General features: G+C 65.9%; 15 protein-coding genes. 10 read left to right on the top strand and 5 right to left on the bottom strand.

Annotated elements, in window-relative coordinates; translation table 11 throughout:
* Positions 1-6 precede the first annotated feature (6 nt).
* Complete coding sequence (locus IVB24_RS03025) at positions 7-411, bottom strand: hypothetical protein (protein ID WP_140481758.1); 405 nt, start codon at positions 409-411, stop codon at positions 7-9.
* A 270-nt stretch (positions 412-681) separates the two neighbouring features.
* Here IVB24_RS03025 and rpmI point away from each other — a divergent pair, with 270 nt between their 5' ends.
* From rpmI to IVB24_RS02995, 6 genes are all read left to right on the top strand, one after another.
* Positions 682-882 carry a 50S ribosomal protein L35 gene (gene rpmI, locus IVB24_RS03020; RefSeq protein WP_008143958.1) on the top strand — a complete coding sequence of 67 codons (201 nt, stop codon included), beginning with the start codon at positions 682-684 and terminating at the stop codon, positions 880-882.
* 80 nt (positions 883-962) lie between these two features.
* Complete coding sequence (rplT, locus tag IVB24_RS03015) at positions 963-1,322, top strand: 50S ribosomal protein L20 (protein ID WP_027561620.1); 360 nt, start codon at positions 963-965, stop codon at positions 1,320-1,322.
* 214 nt (positions 1,323-1,536) lie between these two features.
* A complete protein-coding gene (gene pheS / locus IVB24_RS03010; RefSeq protein ID WP_094976036.1) occupies positions 1,537-2,619 on the top strand; it encodes a phenylalanine--tRNA ligase subunit alpha in 1,083 nt (360 codons plus the stop codon).
* Positions 2,620-2,837: 218 nt separating this feature from the next.
* Positions 2,838-3,284 carry an endonuclease domain-containing protein gene (locus tag IVB24_RS03005; protein ID WP_166476632.1) on the top strand — a complete coding sequence of 149 codons (447 nt, stop codon included), beginning with the start codon at positions 2,838-2,840 and terminating at the stop codon, positions 3,282-3,284.
* Entirely contained in the window at positions 3,281-5,689 is a 2,409-nt protein-coding gene (gene pheT, locus IVB24_RS03000) for a phenylalanine--tRNA ligase subunit beta (protein ID WP_247772007.1), read from the top strand. Before IVB24_RS03005 ends, pheT begins: the two co-directional genes overlap by 4 nt.
* Positions 5,686-6,456, top strand: a complete 771-nt coding sequence (locus IVB24_RS02995; protein WP_140481760.1) for a sulfite exporter TauE/SafE family protein — start codon at positions 5,686-5,688, stop codon at positions 6,454-6,456. The genes pheT and IVB24_RS02995 overlap by 4 nt, the downstream gene beginning before the upstream one ends.
* An 8-nt stretch (positions 6,457-6,464) precedes the next feature.
* On the opposite strand, the gene IVB24_RS02990 is transcribed toward IVB24_RS02995, so the two are convergent.
* Complete coding sequence (locus IVB24_RS02990; RefSeq protein WP_247772006.1) at positions 6,465-7,853, bottom strand: NAD(P)/FAD-dependent oxidoreductase; 1,389 nt, start codon at positions 7,851-7,853, stop codon at positions 6,465-6,467.
* Between the two features lie 192 nt (positions 7,854-8,045).
* On the opposite strand from IVB24_RS02990, the gene IVB24_RS02985 reads away from it, so the two are divergent.
* Entirely contained in the window at positions 8,046-9,023 is a 978-nt protein-coding gene (locus IVB24_RS02985) for a YiiX/YebB-like N1pC/P60 family cysteine hydrolase (RefSeq protein WP_247772005.1), read from the top strand.
* A 134-nt stretch (positions 9,024-9,157) separates the two neighbouring features.
* Here IVB24_RS02985 and IVB24_RS02980 read toward each other — a convergent pair whose 3' ends face one another.
* Positions 9,158-9,433: a metal-sensitive transcriptional regulator gene (locus IVB24_RS02980; RefSeq protein WP_018645028.1), complete on the bottom strand. Its 276-nt coding sequence runs from the start codon at positions 9,431-9,433 to the stop codon at positions 9,158-9,160.
* Positions 9,434-9,494: 61 nt separating this feature from the next.
* Here IVB24_RS02980 and IVB24_RS02975 point away from each other — a divergent pair, with 61 nt between their 5' ends.
* From IVB24_RS02975 to IVB24_RS02965, 3 genes are all read left to right on the top strand, one after another.
* Complete coding sequence (locus IVB24_RS02975; protein ID WP_247774276.1) at positions 9,495-11,942, top strand: heavy metal translocating P-type ATPase; 2,448 nt, start codon at positions 9,495-9,497, stop codon at positions 11,940-11,942.
* A 136-nt stretch (positions 11,943-12,078) separates the two neighbouring features.
* A complete protein-coding gene (nikR, locus tag IVB24_RS02970) occupies positions 12,079-12,525 on the top strand; it encodes a nickel-responsive transcriptional regulator NikR (protein ID WP_094976030.1) in 447 nt (148 codons plus the stop codon).
* A gap of 245 nt (positions 12,526-12,770) precedes the next feature.
* The gene (locus IVB24_RS02965) at positions 12,771-13,511 is read left to right on the top strand and encodes a sulfate transporter family protein (RefSeq protein WP_247772004.1); all 741 of its coding nucleotides are present in this window, start codon (positions 12,771-12,773) and stop codon (positions 13,509-13,511) included.
* A 6-nt stretch (positions 13,512-13,517) separates the two neighbouring features.
* Here IVB24_RS02965 and IVB24_RS02960 read toward each other — a convergent pair whose 3' ends face one another.
* The gene (locus IVB24_RS02960; RefSeq protein WP_247772003.1) at positions 13,518-15,146 is read right to left on the bottom strand and encodes an MFS transporter; all 1,629 of its coding nucleotides are present in this window, start codon (positions 15,144-15,146) and stop codon (positions 13,518-13,520) included.
* Positions 15,133-16,269, bottom strand: coding sequence for an HlyD family secretion protein (locus IVB24_RS02955; RefSeq protein WP_247772002.1), 1,137 nt, complete (start codon positions 16,267-16,269; stop codon positions 15,133-15,135). Before IVB24_RS02955 ends, IVB24_RS02960 begins: the two co-directional genes overlap by 14 nt.
* Between the last annotated feature and the right edge of the window lie 27 nt (positions 16,270-16,296).

Raw genomic sequence — 16,296 nt, 5'->3', positions numbered from 1 at the left:
GCGCCGCTACGTCCTTGTCGCCTGCCAGGTGCCGCTGCATTGGTCTCCGGAAATGATGCCCTTCCACGAGCCGGTGCCATTCACGCCGGCGAGCCGGCCGCCGCCGCTGGCATGGGAGGCGCCGACCGAGACATGGACCGCCACAGCACCGCCGCGCTTGACCGTACCGGAGACCCGGCCGCCGCCCGCGGAGGAGACACGGCTGCCCGTTACCGTGAAGGGGACGCTATAGCCGGAGCTGCAATTGCCCCGGCTGGTGGCGAAGGTGACATTCCAGATGCCGTCATAGCCGCCGACGCGGGCATCGGCGGTCGATGGCAGCGCGGCTGTGGCGAGTACGGCGAGCAGCCCCAGACGGCGCGGGCGGACGAAATCAGTCAAAGAAAAAAGCGTTTGGGACAAACGGGCCATTTTGGTCCTGCTCCGGGCGACACTGCTTGGACATATGTGTACCAGCACCGAATAGTCGGCCGGTAGGTTCCGCCGGTTCATCGTTGCCAATTCGCCCGTTCTCTGTCATAAGCCCGGCCTTCATCGCCCGGCTGATTAAGGGCTGCCGTGGCGGTGTCCGTGCGGGTTTCGCGCTTGTTCGCAAAACTTGAGCACAATCAACGCTCTAACGAGCATTTTTGACGGCCAGCCGCCTTCGCGGGCGGATCTCTGTGCCATTAGGAGAGCCAAATGCCCAAGCTGAAGACCAAATCGGGCGCTAAAAAGCGCTTCAAGGTGACTGCCACCGGCAAAGTGATGTTCGCCCATCGCGGCAAGCGTCACGGCATGATCAAGCGGACGAAGAAGCAGATCCGTCAGCTGCGCGGCACCGCGGTGCTGTTCAAGACCGACGGCGACAACGTCAAGAAGTACTTCTTGCCGAACGCCTGATCGCGTCCCCGATCATTGCCGACCGTGCCGCCTTTTGCGCGGCAATCCGATAACCAAAGTCATCTCTGAAGGATTTCGTCATGTCTCGCGTCAAACGCGGTGTGACCGCCCACGCCAAGCACAAGAAAGTCTACAAGGCCGCCAAGGGCTTCTACGGCCGCCGCAAGAACACCATCCGCGCCGCCAAGCCGGCCGTGGAGAAGGCCCAGCAGTATGCGTTCCGCGATCGCAAGCGCAAGAAGCGGACCTTCCGCGCACTGTGGATCCAGCGCATCAACGCTGCCGTCCGTCCGTTCGGCCTGACCTACAGCCGATTTATCGACGGCATGGCCAAGTCCGGGATCACCGTGGACCGCAAGGTGCTGTCGGATCTCGCGATCAGCGAGCCCGCGGCGTTCCAGGCGATCGCCGAGAAGGCCAAGGCCGCTCTTGCGGCGTAATGCGGCCGGAGCTGTGCTGGCGGCGTGAGCCGTCCTGCATTGTGCTCTGCGTAGCGTTCCGCTTGTGATGGCCCGGGCAGAGGCGCGTTTCCGCGCCCGACTGCCCCGGCCGTCATCTCTCGCGCAAACACTTCTCCGACGTGGAAGCCCGGCGCAATGCCGGGTGTGACGGGCTAGGATCATCGGCTCAGCATCCTGGCCAAAAGGGATTGCCATGACCGATCTTGCCCAGCTCCAAGCCCAGATCATCGCCGACATCGCCACCGCTGCCGACGAGGCCGCGCTCGAAGTCGTGCGTGTCGCAGCCCTCGGCAAGAAAGGCTCAATTTCCGCGCTGCTGGCAACGCTCGGCAAGATGTCGCCGGAGGAGCGCAAGACGCAGGGCGCGGCGATCAACCAGGCCAAGGACGAGGTCACTCAGGCGCTGGCCGCGCGGCGCGACGTGCTGAAATCGGCGGCGCTCGATGCGCGTCTCGCGTCCGAAACCGTCGACGTCACGCTGCCGCTGCGCGACGCGCCGACGGAAGCCGGCCGCATCCATCCGCTGAGCCAGGTCTGGGACGAGCTGACCACGATCTTCGCCGACATGGGATTCTCGGTGGCCGAAGGCCCCGACATCGAGACCGACGATTACAACTTCACCAAGCTGAATTTTCCGGAAGGCCATCCGGCGCGCGAGATGCACGACACGTTCTTCTTCCATCCGAAGGAAGACGGCTCGCGCATGCTGCTGCGAACCCACACCTCGCCGGTGCAGGTGCGCACCATGCTGAGCCAGAAGCCGCCGATCCGCGTGATCTGCCCGGGCCGCACCTACCGCATCGATTCGGACGCGACCCACACGCCGCAATTCCACCAGGTCGAAGGCCTCGTCATCGACAAGACCTCGCATCTCGGCCACCTCAAATGGATCCTGCACGAGTTCTGCAAGGCGTTCTTCGAGGTCGACCACATCAACATGCGCTTCCGCCCGTCGTTCTTCCCGTTCACCGAGCCGTCGCTGGAGGTCGACATCCAGTGCCGCCGCGACAAGGGCGAGATCCGCTTCGGCGAGGGCGAGGACTGGCTCGAGATTCTCGGCTGCGGCATGGTGCATCCGAACGTGCTGCGCGCCTGCGGTATCGATCCCGACGAGTACCAGGGCTTCGCCTGGGGCATGGGCATCGACCGCATCGCCATGCTGAAATACGGCATCGCCGACCTCCGTCAGCTGTTCGACAGCGACGTCCGCTGGCTGAGCCATTACGGCTTCAAGCCGCTGGAGGTGCCGACGCTTGCCGGAGGGCTGAGCTCGTGATGCTCGCTCTCGAACCGTCTGCGAAGACTCTCTCCGTTCCCTGCGTGGAGAGAACCCTCTCCCTGACCCTCCCCCGCAGGCGGGGGAGGGAACGGAGGGAGTGCGGGCGTGGCTTTCAGTTCCTAGGGACGTATTCTCTTTCAGCTCGACAGATCGAGCTCCCTCCCCCGCTTGCGGGGGAGGGTTGGGGAGAGGGTTTCTCCGCAAGGGGGCTGCCAATGGTCGATCCCAAGCATCCGGACTGGAATGTCTCACCCAAGCTGCGCGCAAATGCGCGCGCCCTTAGGCGCAACTCGACCGATGCCGAGCGCATTCTGTGGTCCGAGCTGCGCGCCGGCCGATTGAACGGCGTGGTCTTCCGTCGCCAGGTGCCGATCGAGCGCTACGTCGCCGATTTCATCTGCCACACAGCCAAGCTCGTCATCGAGCTCGATGGCGGCCAACACTTCTCGGATGAAGGCGAACGCGCCGATGCGCGGCGATCTGCCGCCATCGAAGCAAAGGGCTTCAAGGTGCTCCGCTTCAGCAATCTCGATGTCGTGACCCACCGTGCCGGCGTTCTCGAAACAATCGTCACTGCCATTGCGGAGAGAACCCTCTCCCCAACCCTCCCCCGCAAGCGGGGGAGGGAGCACACCGTCTCCGTGGAGAAGAAGCAGCCATGAAATTCACCCTCTCCTGGCTGAAGGATCATCTCGAGACCGACGAGCCCTTGGAAAAACTCGCCGACAAGCTCACCATGATCGGGCTCGAGGTCGAGAACATCGAGGACAAGGCGAAGGCGCTGAAGCCGTTCACCATTGCGAAGGTGATCTCGGCCGAGCAGCACCCGAATGCGGATCGGCTGCGGGTCTGCATGGTCGATACCGGTAACGGCGCAGCACCGGTGCAGGTCGTCTGCGGCGCACCGAATGCGCGCAGCGGTCTCGTCAGCGTGTTCTCGCCTCCCGGCACCTACATTCCCGGCAAGGACATCACCCTCGGCGTCGGCACCATCCGCGGCGTCGAGAGCCGCGGCATGCTGTGTTCGGCGGCCGAGCTGCAAATCTCCAACGACCATGACGGCATCATGGAATTGCCGGCGGATGCACCGGTCGGCGCAGGCTATGCCGAATGGGCCGGCCTCGGCGATCCCGTGGTCGAGATCAATCTGACGCCTAACCGGCAGGACTGCACCGGGGTACATGGCATCGCGCGCGACCTCGCCGCCGCCGACATGGGCAAGTTCAAGGATCCGACCATCAAGCCGATCAAGGGCGAATTCCCTTGTCCCGTGCAGGTCACGGTCGAAGACGCCACGCTGTGTCCGGGATTTGCGCTCCGCCTCGTGCGTGGCGTCAAGAACGGCCCATCGCCGGAATGGCTGCAGAAGCGGTTGACCGCGATCGGGCTGCGTCCGATCAACGCGCTGGTCGACATCACCAACTTCATGACCTACGACCGCGCGCGTCCGTTGCACGTTTTCGACGCCAGGAAGGTGAAGGGCAATCTCGTCGTCCGCCGCGCGCGTGACGGTGAGACGCTGCTCGCGCTCGACGGCCGCACCTACAATCTCGATCCCGCCGTTTGCGTGATCGCGGACGAGCACGGCGTCGAATCGCTCGCCGGCATCATGGGCGGCGAAGCTTCGGGCTGCGACGATGATACCACCGACGTACTGATCGAATCGGCGCTGTGGAACGAGATCAATATCGCCCAGACCGGCCGCAAGCTCGGCATCAATTCGGACGCGCGCTACCGCTTCGAGCGCGGCGTCGATCCGGCCTTCATGGTGCCGGGGCTGGAGCTCGCGACCAAGCTCGTCATGGAGATGTGCGGCGGCACGCCGTCCGAGACCGTCGTGGCCGGCAAGGCCTTCGGCGAGGACCGCGTGATCGATTTTCCTCTCACCGAGGTCAAGCGCCTCTCCGGCATCGAGGTGCCGCAACCCGAGATGAAGCGCATCCTGACTCATCTCGGCTTCATGATGGCCGGCCCCGGCCCGGTCGTGAAGGTGGCGGTGCCCTCGTGGCGCTCCGACGTGCACGGCAAGGCCGACATCGTCGAGGAGATCGTCCGCATTGTCGGCGTCGACAAGGTGCCGCTGACGCCGTTCGACCGGGGTGAGGACGCGCGCAAGCCGGTGCTGACGGCGCTTCAGCAGCGAACCCGGCGCGCGAGGCGCGCGCTCGCAAGCCGCGGCGTCATCGAAGCGGTGACCTGGTCGTTCATCACGAAGTCCGCGGCAAAGCTGTTCGGCGGCGGTCAGCGCGAGCTCGAAGTCGCAAACCCGATCGCGGCGGATCTCTCCGACATGCGCCCGACGCTGCTCGCGGGCCTGATCGCGGCCGCACAAGCCAACGCCAATCGCGGCGTCAGCGATGTCGCCCTGTTCGAGGTCGGCCAGGTGTTCAAGGGCGACCGCCCGCAGGATCAGTTCCTGGCCGCAGGCGGCGTGCGTCGCGGCTTTGCCTCCTCGGAAGGCTTGGGGCGGCACTGGTCGGGCTCGGCCCAGGCTGACGTGTTCGACGCCAAGGCGGATGCGCTGGCCGTGCTGGCAGCCGCCGGCGCGCCGATGCAGGCGCTGCAGATCGTCGCCGGCGGCCCCGCATGGCTGCATCCGGGTCGCTCCGGCACGATCCAGATCGGGCCGCAGAACGTGCTCGGCCATTTCGGCGAGGTGCACCCCAGAGCGCTCGAGGCGCTCGGCGCCGACGGTCCGCTGATGGTGTTCGAGGTGATCCTCGACCGAATCCCCGAGGCGAAGAAGAAGCCGACCCGCGCCAAGCCCGTGATCGAACTCTCTGCATTCCAGCCTGTCACGCGCGACTTCGCCTTCATCGTCGATCGCAGCGTGAAGGCCGCCGACATCGTGCGGGCCGCGCAGGGCGTCGACAAGAAGCTGATCACCGCCGTGAACGTGTTCGACGTCTACGAGGGCAAGGGCATCGACGACGGCAAGAAATCGATCGGCATCGCCGTGACGATCCAGCCGCGCGAGAAGACGCTGACCGATCAGGAGATCGAGGCCGTCGCCGCAAAGATCGTGGCCGAGGTCACGAAGAAGACCGGCGGCACGCTGCGGGGATGAGTATTGCGGACTTCCTTCCGAAGGACGTCAGCCTCAGCATCGCGATGGCGCTCTGCGCCGTCGCGTTCGTTTCCGGTACTGCGCGCGGCTTCTCCGGCTTCGGCTCCGCGCTGATCTTCATGCCGTTGGCGAGCAGCATCGCCGCGCCGCGGCTCGTCGCCGCCTTGCTTCTTGTGATCGATTTCATCGCGGCGGCGCCGCTGCTTCCGGATGCATGGCGGAAGGCGGATCGCAAGGCCACCGCGGTGATCGTGCTGGGCGCGCTGGTCGGCGTTCCCGTCGGCACCTATTTCCTCAGCGTGCTCGAACCCGTCACCACGCGCTGGATCATCTCGTGCTTCGTCGCCGCGCTGCTGCTCCTGCTGCTGTCGGGCTGGCGCTATCGCGGCAAGGACCACGCATGGCTATCGGTCGGAATTGGCAGCCTGTCGGGCTTCTGCAGCGGCCTTGCGCAGACCGGCGGCCCGCCGATCGTCGGCTATTGGCTCGGCCGCCCGATCGCACCGATCGTCGCGCGCGCCAATATCGTGCTGTTCTTCGGCGCGTCCGATTTCTTCTCGTTGGTCAGCTATGCGACGACAGGCCTGATCAGCCGTGAATCGCTCGTGCTCTCGCTGATCGTCGGCCCGGTCTACGCGATCGGCGTCGCCTTCGGCGCCTCGCTGTTCGGCCGCGCGAGCGAGAAAGTGTTTCGTGCGATCTGCTATGCGCTGATCGCGATGGCGGTGATCGCGGGACTGCCGGTGCTGGACGGCGTGCTGCGCTAAATCCCCGCCTACTGTCGCGGCACGCGGCGTTTCTTAGTCGACTGCGTCGGCACGTCAGCGGGCTCTTGCTTGAGCGCACCGATCTTGCGCAAAGCTGCGTCCGCGGCGCGCTCACCGCTTTCCCAGGCGCCGTCGACGGTGCCCCACAGCGTCTCGTGCGTGGCCTCGCCCGCGAGGAAGACATTGCCGATCGGCTCGCTCAGGATTCTTCGCGACAGCTGGCCGCCGGGGGACGCCGCCGACATCGCGCCCATGACATAGGGCGAGGCATTCCAGCGGGTCGCGCTGGTCTTCCCGACGGCAGCCGCGGCCTCGCTGCCGAACAATTTTGTGATCCATTCTCTGGCGAAGGCGGCCATCGCCTTGTCGCCCTGCTCGGAGAGATCGCGGCCGAATGCGCCTCCGACGTCGATCGAACACAGCGAGGAGCCGCCAATATTGGCGAACATCAGCGCCGTACGCGTCGAATTGCTCTGCTCGATCAGGATATCGTCGCGTGACAGGCCGAGCGGATTGCCCGGCAATTGCATCACGATGCGATCATAGCTGCCGAGGCCGAGCTTCGAGGCCGCATCCAGCGTGCGTTTGGGAATGTCGGGCGTGAACTTGATCGCGCCCGATGTCAGCACGTTGGTCGAGACCGTGACGATGACGGCGCGCGCGGCGATCTTCCCCGCTGGCGTCTCCACGCTGACGTCGCGGTTGTTCCAGGCGACGCGGCTCGCCGGCGTCGACAGTGCCACGGGCGACTGCTCGCCCAGCTTGGTGATCAGCGTACCCAGGCCCTGACGGCAGGCGATCGCTGCGTTGCGGTCCTGCGCGCGTCCCTTGTCGATCGCGGACAGTTCCTTCAGGTCCTTGCCGGCAAAGCCCGCGCCCAGCATGAAATCGGCCGCGCCCGCCCAGTCGCCGAGATCCTTCGGCAGCACGGACGCGCAAGACGTATCCAGCTTGGCCCGCGAGGCATCGTCGATGGCGCGGTTGGCGCGCACCAGTGCCGCCAGGAATTGCTCGGTCTCGCCCGCGCGCGCGTTGCGGCGGCCGATGCGCATCTTCTGGCCCGTTGGCGCCGGCAGCACGTCCAGCCCGACGCTGCGCGCCAGCCGGATCATCGGATTGGTGTCGGGATTGTGCATCCAGCGCGCACCGCGGTCGAACGGCACTTCGAAGGTCGTGCTGTCGGTGATACAGCGGCCGCCGATCTGCGATGCCGCTTCCATCACGACGACCTTGCGGCCCGTCGCCACGATGCGCCGCGCCGCGGCGATTCCCGCAGCCCCCGCGCCGATCACGACGATGTCGGCCTCGCGCGGTAGGGGTGCGGCGGTTGCACGCAGGACCGGCGTTGCGGCAAGGCCTGCCGACGCGACAAGGAAGCCGCGGCGCGTGATTGTCATGACATGGTTTCCGAGGACTTGCGGCGAACGGGAACAGTCAGAGAACCTTGCCGCATCTGATGTTGCACGGCAACCATCATGGTGAATCAATCGTGCTTGATGTCACGGAGTGATGAACCGAATTGCAACAGGTTTAGACCATGATAGAGAAGGGAAAAAGACGGCCGCAAAAGGCCGTGGGGGGAGTTGGAAATGGGGACGGTCCTGGACTCAGTCGGCAAGCTGATTGCCGCGTACCTCTCCAAGGAGGTGCCGGGCTACGAGCCGTTCACGCCGAGCGACCCGGAGCACCTGCGCGGCGTCATCGAACCCGGCGACGTGCTGCTGGTCGAGGGCAACAACCGCATCTCCGGCATCATCAAATATCTTACGCAGTCGACGTGGTCGCACGCCGCGCTTTATGTCGGCCCGGTCGAGGGCGCCGAAGAGCCCGACGGCGAACCTCATGTGCTGATCGAGGCCAATATCGGCGAAGGCGTCACCTCTGCGCCGCTGTCGAAATATTTCCCGTATCACACCCGCGTTTGCCGCCCGGTCGGGCTGTCCTACGAGGACCGCACCACGGTGTGCCGCTATGCAATCAACCGCATCGGCTTCGGCTACGACACCAAGAACATCGTCGACCTCATGCGTTTTCTGTTCCCGTTGCCGGTGCCGCAGCGCTGGCGGCGACGCATGATCGCGATCGGCTCGGGCGATCCGACCAAGATCATCTGCTCGGCGCTGATCGCACAGGCGTTCGACGCGGTGCGCTATCCGATCCTGCCGAAGATCACCAAGGCCGGCAGCCGCGCCGCCCGCCGCGAGATCCTGCACATCCGCGATTCCTCGCTCTACATGCCCCGCGACTTCGACATCTCGCCCTATTTCGAGGTCGTCAAACCCACCATCGTGCACGGGTTCGATTACACCGCGCTGCACTGGGCCGACAAGCAGAAGCCGCTCGAGGAGGTAGCAGGCTCATTCAGTGTGTTTCCAGAAACGTTCATGGCGCCGCCGCTCGTTCCTGAAGCGGTTGACGAAGAGGCGCCGAGTGAGATTCCGGCTGAGCAAGTGAGCGCGTGCCTTGCGGAGGCGAGCGCCGCCTTCTCCGAGCATTTCGTACAGCTGAACGAACTCGCGATGTACCGCGCGCGGCGCCGCGGACAGGCTTGCGAGATCGCAGCTTAAGCCCAGCTGTCGTAGCGCGATCTCGCCTGCGCAACCGTCATTGCGAGGAGCCCTTGCGACGAAGCAAGCCAGACCATGTCCTCGGAGACAGTCCGGATGGCTTCGCTGCGTCGCTGCGCTCGCAATGACGAGAGCTACCTCTCCGCCCGTCCGATTACCGCCATCAGCTCCGCGATCTTCGCGCGTTGGTCGGCCTTGTCGCCGCTCGATATCGCGTGCTCGACGCAATGGGCGACATGGTCCTTGAGGACCTCCTCCTCGACCCGGCGCAGCGCGGCACGCACCGCCGAGATCTGCGTCACGATGTCGATGCAGTAGCGGTCTTCCTCTACCATTTTCGAGAGGCCGCGAACCTGGCCCTCGATCCGGCCGAGACGTTTTCCGACGGATGCCTTGATGTCCTTGCGCATGGGGTCTATATACCCCTACCGGGTATGGGTTGCAAGACCTGGACACCGCTGGAGCAGGACAATGAACAACCCCGAACACGGGCATCATCACGACGCAACCGCTCACGCCGGATGCGGCTGTTCGACCAACACGGCGACGCCGGCCGACAAGCCCGCGGCCTCCTCCTGCGGCGGGCACGGCGATCAGTCCGGCCACACTCATGATCTCGGTGACACCGCGACCAAGGTCAAAGATCCCGTCTGCGGCATGAGCGTCGATCCCGCGACCTCGAAGCATCACCTCACGCATCACGGCGAGACCTTCCATTTCTGCTCGGCCGGCTGCCGCACCAAGTTCGCCACTGACCCAGCCAAATATCTCGCCAAGGAGAAGCTGCCCGAACCCGAAATGCCGGCGGGCACGATCTACACCTGCCCGATGCATCCGGAGATCCGCCAGGTCGGACCCGGCAGCTGCCCGATCTGCGGCATGGCGCTGGAGCCTGAAGTGGCGAGCCTCGACACCGGTCCCAACCCGGAGCTCGCCGACATGACACGGCGGTTCTGGATCGGCGGCGCGCTCGCGTTACCGGCCGTGGTGCTGGAGATGGGCGGTCATCTCGCCGGTCCTCACAACTGGATTGATCCCACCCTGTCGAACTGGATTCAGCTCGCCTTCGCCACCCCCGTAGTGCTGTGGGCCGGCTGGCCGTTCTTCGTTCGCGGCTGGCAATCGCTGCTGACGCGCAACTTCAACATGTTCACGCTGATCGCGATGGGCACAGGGGTTGCCTATGTCTACAGCATCATCGGCACGGTCGCGCCGCAGATTTTTCCTGCCAATTTCCGCGGCCATGAAGGTGCGGTTGCCGTCTATTTCGAGGCGGCTGCGGTCATCACCGTACTTGTGCTGCTCGGCCAGATGCTGGAGCTGCGCGCCCGCGATGCGACCTCCGGCGCGATCAAGGCGCTGTTGCAGCTCGCGCCCAAGACCGCGCGGCGCGTCGACGCCGATGGCAGCGAGCACGAGGTCGAGATCGACACGCTTCACGCCGGCGACCGCTTGCGCGTTCGCCCCGGCGAGAAGGTGCCGGTCGACGGAAGCATCCTGGAAGGACGTTCCTCGCTCGACGAATCCCTGGTGACAGGCGAATCGATGCCCGTCACCAAGGAGGCCGGCGCCAAGGTCATCGCCGGCACGCTGAACCAATCCGGCAGCTTCGTCATGCGCGCCGACAAGGTCGGACGCGAGACGCTATTGTCGCAGATCGTGCAGATGGTCGCCGACGCGCAGCGTTCGCGCGCGCCGATCCAGCGGCTGGCCGATCAGGTCGCAGGCTGGTTCGTGCCCACCGTCATCTTCGTCGCGATCGTCGCCTTCGGCGCCTGGGCCTGGTTCGGACCAGAGCCGCGGCTGGCCTTCGGCCTGGTCGCCGCCGTCAGCGTGCTGATCATCGCCTGCCCCTGCGCGCTTGGCCTCGCGACCCCGATGTCGATCATGGTCGGCGTCGGCCGCGGCGCGCAAGCGGGCGTGCTGATCAAGAACGCCGAGGCGCTGGAGCGGATGGAGAAGATCGACACGCTGGTGGTCGACAAGACGGGCACGCTGACTGAGGGCAAGCCCAAGGTGGTCTCGATCGTGCCGGTATCCGGTTTCGTGGAAGACGACATCCTCCGGCTCGCGGCCAGCGTGGAGCGCGCCAGTGAGCATCCCTTGGCCGACGCCATTGTGCGCGCGGCCAAGGAGAAGCCGCTTGCCCTCGGCCAGGTCGAGCAATTCGACTCGCCGACCGGCAAGGGCGCCACCGGCAAGGTCGACGGCAAGACCATCGCGCTCGGTAATGCCGGATATCTCACCTCGCTCGGGATCGACACGACGACACTCCACGCCGAGGCCGAACGGCTGCGCCAGGACGGGGCCACGGTGATCAACATGGCCGTCGATGGCCGGCTCGCCGGCCTGTTCGCGATCGCCGACCCGGTCAAGGCTTCGACCCCGGAGGCGCTGAAGGCGCTCGCGGCCGAAGGCATCAAGGTGATCATGCTGACCGGCGACAACCGGACGACGGCGGAGGCCGTGGCTCGCCGGCTCGGCATCGCCGATGTCGAGGCCGAGGTGCTGCCGGATCAGAAGAGCGCGGTGGTCACCAGGTTGCAAAAGGCCGGCCGCATCGTCGCGATGGCTGGCGACGGCGTCAACGACGCACCGGCGCTGGCCGCCGCCGAAGTCGGCATCGCCATGGGCACCGGTACCGATGTCGCGATGGAGAGCGCCGGCATCACCCTGCTCAAGGGTGATCTCGTCGGCATCGTCCGTGCGCGAAAGCTGTCGCAGGCGACGATGAGCAACATCCGGCAAAACCTGTTCTTTGCCTTCATCTACAACGCCGCCGGCATCCCGATCGCGGCCGGCATCCTCTATCCGGCCTTCGGCCTGCTGCTCTCGCCGATCGTCGCCGCGGCGGCGATGGCCTTGTCCTCGGTGAGCGTGGTTGGAAATGCGCTGCGGCTCCGGGCGACGCGGCTGTGAGGACACCGCGTAGCCCGGATGGAGCGCAAGCGAAATCCGGGGGCCTTGCCCGCATATTGGCACCGTCCCGGATTGCGCTTCGCTCCATCCGGGCTACGGTTCACGGGACACAGGCGAGACGTACGAAGGGGATCTGATGCAGCGAATTACGATCACGATCGAGGACGATCTGCTGGCGGAAATCGACGCGGCGGCTGAGGCGCGCGGCTATCAGAACCGGTCCGAGATCATCCGCGATCTCGCCCGCGCCGGCCTGCAGCAGAGCACCGAGGACACCGCTCAGACCGGCCAATGCGTCGCCGGCCTCGTCTATGTCTACGACCACGCCGCGCGCGATCTCTCGAAACGGCTGGTGCAGGAATTCCACGGCCATCACGACCTCGCGCTGGCGACCCTGCACGTCCATCTCGACGACAACAATTGCATGGAGATGACGGCGCTGAAGGGGTCGGCCGACGAGGTCAAGCATTTCGCCGACCACATCATCGCCGAACGCGGCGTCCGCTACGGCCGCGTGGTGATGATCCCGACCGGCGAGGGCAAGCCGGCGAAGGCGCGGAAGCACGGGCACCGGCACGGGTAGCTGAGGCGCTGCGCGCCCCGGACGCAGGGCAACGCTTCCCTGGCGATGCGAAGCATCGTCCAGTAGCGGTGCGGTGCAGAGCCGAGGCCCACCTCGCCTCAAGCTCCCGCGTCCCGGCTCAGCAGCGCGTCATTTCATGCCGCGCCGCGTCCGGGACACGGCGGTGTCCAAGGCAACCACCCTCCCTTGCCGAAGCGGCAATCGGTGTCTACCTCTCGCAAGTCATTCACCACCGAGGGTCCCCCATGCTGGATGCCGCCATCAAGGCGCTGTCGCAAATGATCTCGCCGCCGATGCGCTCGATCCTGTGGCGGTCGATCGGTCTTGCGCTCGTGCTGATCACCGTGCTGGCGATCGGCCTGCAGCGGCTGCTGAGCTGGTTTGCGACCTCTGGTGAGGTCTGGCTGGAAGGCCTGCTTGGGCCGGGCTGGCACACCTCTATCGAGGTCTTGTCCTGGATCGTTTCGATCGCGGCGGGCCTCGGCGTCGTGTTCGGCGGCGTGTTCCTGATGCCCGCGATCACCTCGCTGGTGGCGAGCCTGTTCGTCGACGACGTCGCTGACATCGTCGAGCGCGAGCATTACCCGGCCGAGCGGCCGGGCGTGGCGCTGCCCGTGGGCCAGGCGATTCTCGAAGGCGTCAGGACCGCCCTGCTGACGATCGTGGTCTATCTGATCGCCTTGCCGCTGGTGTTGTTCGCCGGTGCCGGCTTCCTGGTCTTCTTCCTCGCCGCCGCCTGGCTGCTCGGCCGGGAATATTTCGAGCTCGCCGCGATGCGCTTCCGCTCACCGGAGGAGGCCAAGGCGATGCGGCGCGACAATGCCGCCACCATCTTCACTGCCGGCCTGTTCATCGCCGCCTTCGTCTCGATCCCGATCGTCAACCTGGCGACGCCGATCTTCGGCATGGCCTTCATGGTCCACATGCACAAGCGGCTGTCAGGCCCGCGGCCCGAGTTGATCGAGCCGTCGCGGCAGATGCGGTGACGCGCTCTACGTCACCTGCACGCCGCATTTCCGCAGCACCGTCTTGGCGAAGCCGAACGGCGCTGGCGTGAACGGACCGGGCGGCGCGCGGGTGATCAGTGCGACGACGCCGAGGGCGGCCACTGCGAGCCAGAAGCAAAGCCAGAAGCCGTCGATATAGGCGAGCACATTGGCTTCGCGCTGTACGAAGCCGGCGAGCGTTCCGACCGCGCGGGCCTGCGCCGATCCTGTCCCATGGGCGGCGAATTGATCGGTGAGCTGCTTCAGGATACGAACCACGTCGAGATCGCCGACGCCGAGGTTCTGGCCGAGATAGAAGGAATGGACCTGCTCGCGCACGCGCAGCCACGTCCCCATCAGCGCGACACCGATCTCGGCACCGCCGAGCCGCATAATCTGGATATAGGCGGCGAACGAGGTCGCGCGGCTCGGGTCGGAGTTCGACAACAGCGTGATGATCAGCGGCAGCAGGGTCAGCGCCTGCCCGATCGCCTGCAGCAGCACGATGCCGGCGAAGTCTTCGCGCGCCCAGTCATGGGTGAGCTGCGTGCCCCAGAGATTGGCGGCGGCGAAGCAGGCAAATCCAGCGATCACCACGGTCCGCGTATCGAAATGTCGCAGCAGCCAGATCGAGAGCGGCACCAGCACGAACATCGGCAGCGCGCCATAGGTGAGCAGCAGCACGCCGCTCTGCTCCGGCCTGAGCTGGGTGATGGTGGCAAGGAAGTTCGGCACCAGCGAGGCATTGGACAGGCTGGTCAGCGTGTAGAGCAGGATCAGAACCAGTCCCAAGCCGATATTGCGCGAGAACAAGACGTTCACATGCGCCCAGGGCTGCCGCACCAGCGACTCGTTGATCAGGAAGGCCACGAGCAACGCCGCGCCACTAGCGAGCAACGCCATCACCGTGCCCGAACCCAGCCAGTCCAGCCGGTTGCCCTGATCGAGCCCGGCATAGACCATCGCAACCCCTGCGCCGAGCAGCAGCATGCCGCCCCAATCGGCCTCACGCAGAAGCGCGCGGTTCACCGGCTCGTTCGGCGTGCCGAGATACACCATCAGGCCCATCAGCGGCGCGATCACGACACCCTGCCAGTACAGCCATTGCCAACCGAGATGCTCGACATAGAATCCGACCAGCGAGGTCGAGGTGTCCAGTGCGAAGCCGACGCGGATTGAGTAGATCGAGATCGCCGGCAGCCACCAGCGGATCGGCAGGTTGCGGAACACGATCATCAGCGTCGCCGGCACGAAGGTGCCGAGCAAGAGGCCGTGCACGACGCTAAGCGCGAGCAGCGTCGGATAGTCGTGCACGAACGGAATGATCAGCGAGATCAGCGCATAGGCCACGCTCGGAATGCCGAGCACGCGGCGCAGGCCGAATACGGTGGCAAGCCAGGCCACCGCGGGCGCGATGAAGATCTGCGAGCCGATGCCGGCGGTGGAGAGCCAGGCGCCCTCGTCGAACGAGAGGGAGAACGCGCCGCGCAGGTCGGGCAGGCCGACCGTGGTCAGCCGGCTGTCGAAATTGGCGAGAAACGAGCCGAGCAGCACCGCCGCCACGGCGAACAGCGGCTGCGGCGCGACGCCGCCGCGCGAGAGCGGTCCGCGATCGGCGTCGTCATTTTCCGCCATTGCCGTCCTTGGTGTCGATGCGGGTGACCACCGACATGCCCGGCACCAGGCGCGCCAGCAGCGGCTGGTTGTCGTCGAACTGGATGCGCACGGGGATGCGCTGCACCACCTTGGTGAAATTGCCGGTGGCGTTGTCAGGTGGCAGCAGCGCGACCTGCGAGCCCGTCGCCGGCGCGATGCGCTCGACCTTGCCGCGCAGCGTCTGGCGCGGAAAACTGTCGACGGTGATTTCGACAGGCTGCCCGGGCGCCACGTGCGTGAGCTGGGTTTCCTTGTAGTTCGCGATCACATAGACCTGCGGCAGCGGCACCACGTTGATGAGGTTGGTGCCGATATTGACGTAGTCGCCGGGCTGCACCTGCCGCTCGCCGACGACGCCGTCGAACGGCGCTGTGATCCTGGTATAGCCGAGCTTGAGCTTGGCGCCCGCCAGCGTCGCCTTGGCCGCCGCGACGTCGGCGGCACGCTGCTTTCGGGTGCCTTGCAGGACCTCGAGCTGGTGCTGCTGGGCCGCGATCACGGCGCGGCTCGCGCGCACGTCGGCCTGCGCCTTGGCGTAGGCCGCGACGGCTTGCTCGAACCTCTGCCGCGTGCCGGATTCGGTCTGCGACAGCGATTGCTGGCGCTCCTGCTCCTGCCGTGCCTCGACCTCAATGGCTTCGGCCGAGAGCCGGGCAGCCTGCGCCTGCGCGATCGTCGCATATTGCAGCTCGATCTGGTTGGCCAGATTGTCGAGGGTTGCCTGCGCGGCGGCGACATTGGCGTCGGCCTGTGCGACTTGGGCCTCGTAATCGGCGGGATCTATCTGGACCAGGAGATCGCCGGACTTGACGCGCTGGAAGTCGGTGACGGCGACGGTCAGAACTTCGCCCGCGACGCGGCTCGACAGCCGCGTCAGCTCGGCGCGCACATAGGCATCATTGGTGGTCTGGATCACGGCATTGCCGACCCATTCGTCGAAGCGCAGCGTCGCCAGCGCGACGAAGCCGAGCGCGACGATCACGGCGAACAGCGGGAGCGCGAACCGGCTCCACAGCGAAGCGGCCGGCCGCTGCGTCGGCTTCGCTGACGGGGCCGGCGTTGCGGCGACAGCCGGGGGCGGGACTTGTTCCTGTTGACTCACGATTTCACCCCGAGACGCTCTGCTCTT

The sequence above is a fragment of the Bradyrhizobium sp. 192 genome (assembly GCF_023100965.1).
GTDB lineage: Bacteria > Pseudomonadota > Alphaproteobacteria > Rhizobiales > Xanthobacteraceae > Bradyrhizobium > Bradyrhizobium symbiodeficiens.
The sequence above is the reverse complement of the archived record's forward strand: the minus strand, read 5'-3'. Positions and strand labels throughout refer to the sequence as shown.

Excerpts from the sequence above, each read along its gene's own strand:
- IVB24_RS03025 (WP_140481758.1), bottom strand. The coding sequence starts at position 411 with ATGGCCCGTTTGTCCCAAACGCTTTTTTCTTTGACTGATTTCGTCCGC.
- rpmI (WP_008143958.1), top strand. The coding sequence starts at position 682 with ATGCCCAAGCTGAAGACCAAATCGGGCGCTAAAAAGCGCTTCAAGGTG.
- rplT (WP_027561620.1), top strand. The coding sequence starts at position 963 with ATGTCTCGCGTCAAACGCGGTGTGACCGCCCACGCCAAGCACAAGAAA.
- pheS (WP_094976036.1), top strand. The coding sequence starts at position 1,537 with ATGACCGATCTTGCCCAGCTCCAAGCCCAGATCATCGCCGACATCGCC.
- IVB24_RS03005 (WP_166476632.1), top strand. The coding sequence starts at position 2,838 with ATGGTCGATCCCAAGCATCCGGACTGGAATGTCTCACCCAAGCTGCGC.
- pheT (WP_247772007.1), top strand. The coding sequence starts at position 3,281 with ATGAAATTCACCCTCTCCTGGCTGAAGGATCATCTCGAGACCGACGAG.
- IVB24_RS02995 (WP_140481760.1), top strand. The coding sequence starts at position 5,686 with ATGAGTATTGCGGACTTCCTTCCGAAGGACGTCAGCCTCAGCATCGCG.
- IVB24_RS02990 (WP_247772006.1), bottom strand. The coding sequence starts at position 7,853 with ATGACAATCACGCGCCGCGGCTTCCTTGTCGCGTCGGCAGGCCTTGCC.
- IVB24_RS02985 (WP_247772005.1), top strand. The coding sequence starts at position 8,046 with ATGGGGACGGTCCTGGACTCAGTCGGCAAGCTGATTGCCGCGTACCTC.
- IVB24_RS02980 (WP_018645028.1), bottom strand. The coding sequence starts at position 9,433 with ATGCGCAAGGACATCAAGGCATCCGTCGGAAAACGTCTCGGCCGGATC.
- IVB24_RS02975 (WP_247774276.1), top strand. The coding sequence starts at position 9,495 with ATGAACAACCCCGAACACGGGCATCATCACGACGCAACCGCTCACGCC.
- nikR (WP_094976030.1), top strand. The coding sequence starts at position 12,079 with ATGCAGCGAATTACGATCACGATCGAGGACGATCTGCTGGCGGAAATC.
- IVB24_RS02965 (WP_247772004.1), top strand. The coding sequence starts at position 12,771 with ATGCTGGATGCCGCCATCAAGGCGCTGTCGCAAATGATCTCGCCGCCG.
- IVB24_RS02960 (WP_247772003.1), bottom strand. The coding sequence starts at position 15,146 with ATGGCGGAAAATGACGACGCCGATCGCGGACCGCTCTCGCGCGGCGGC.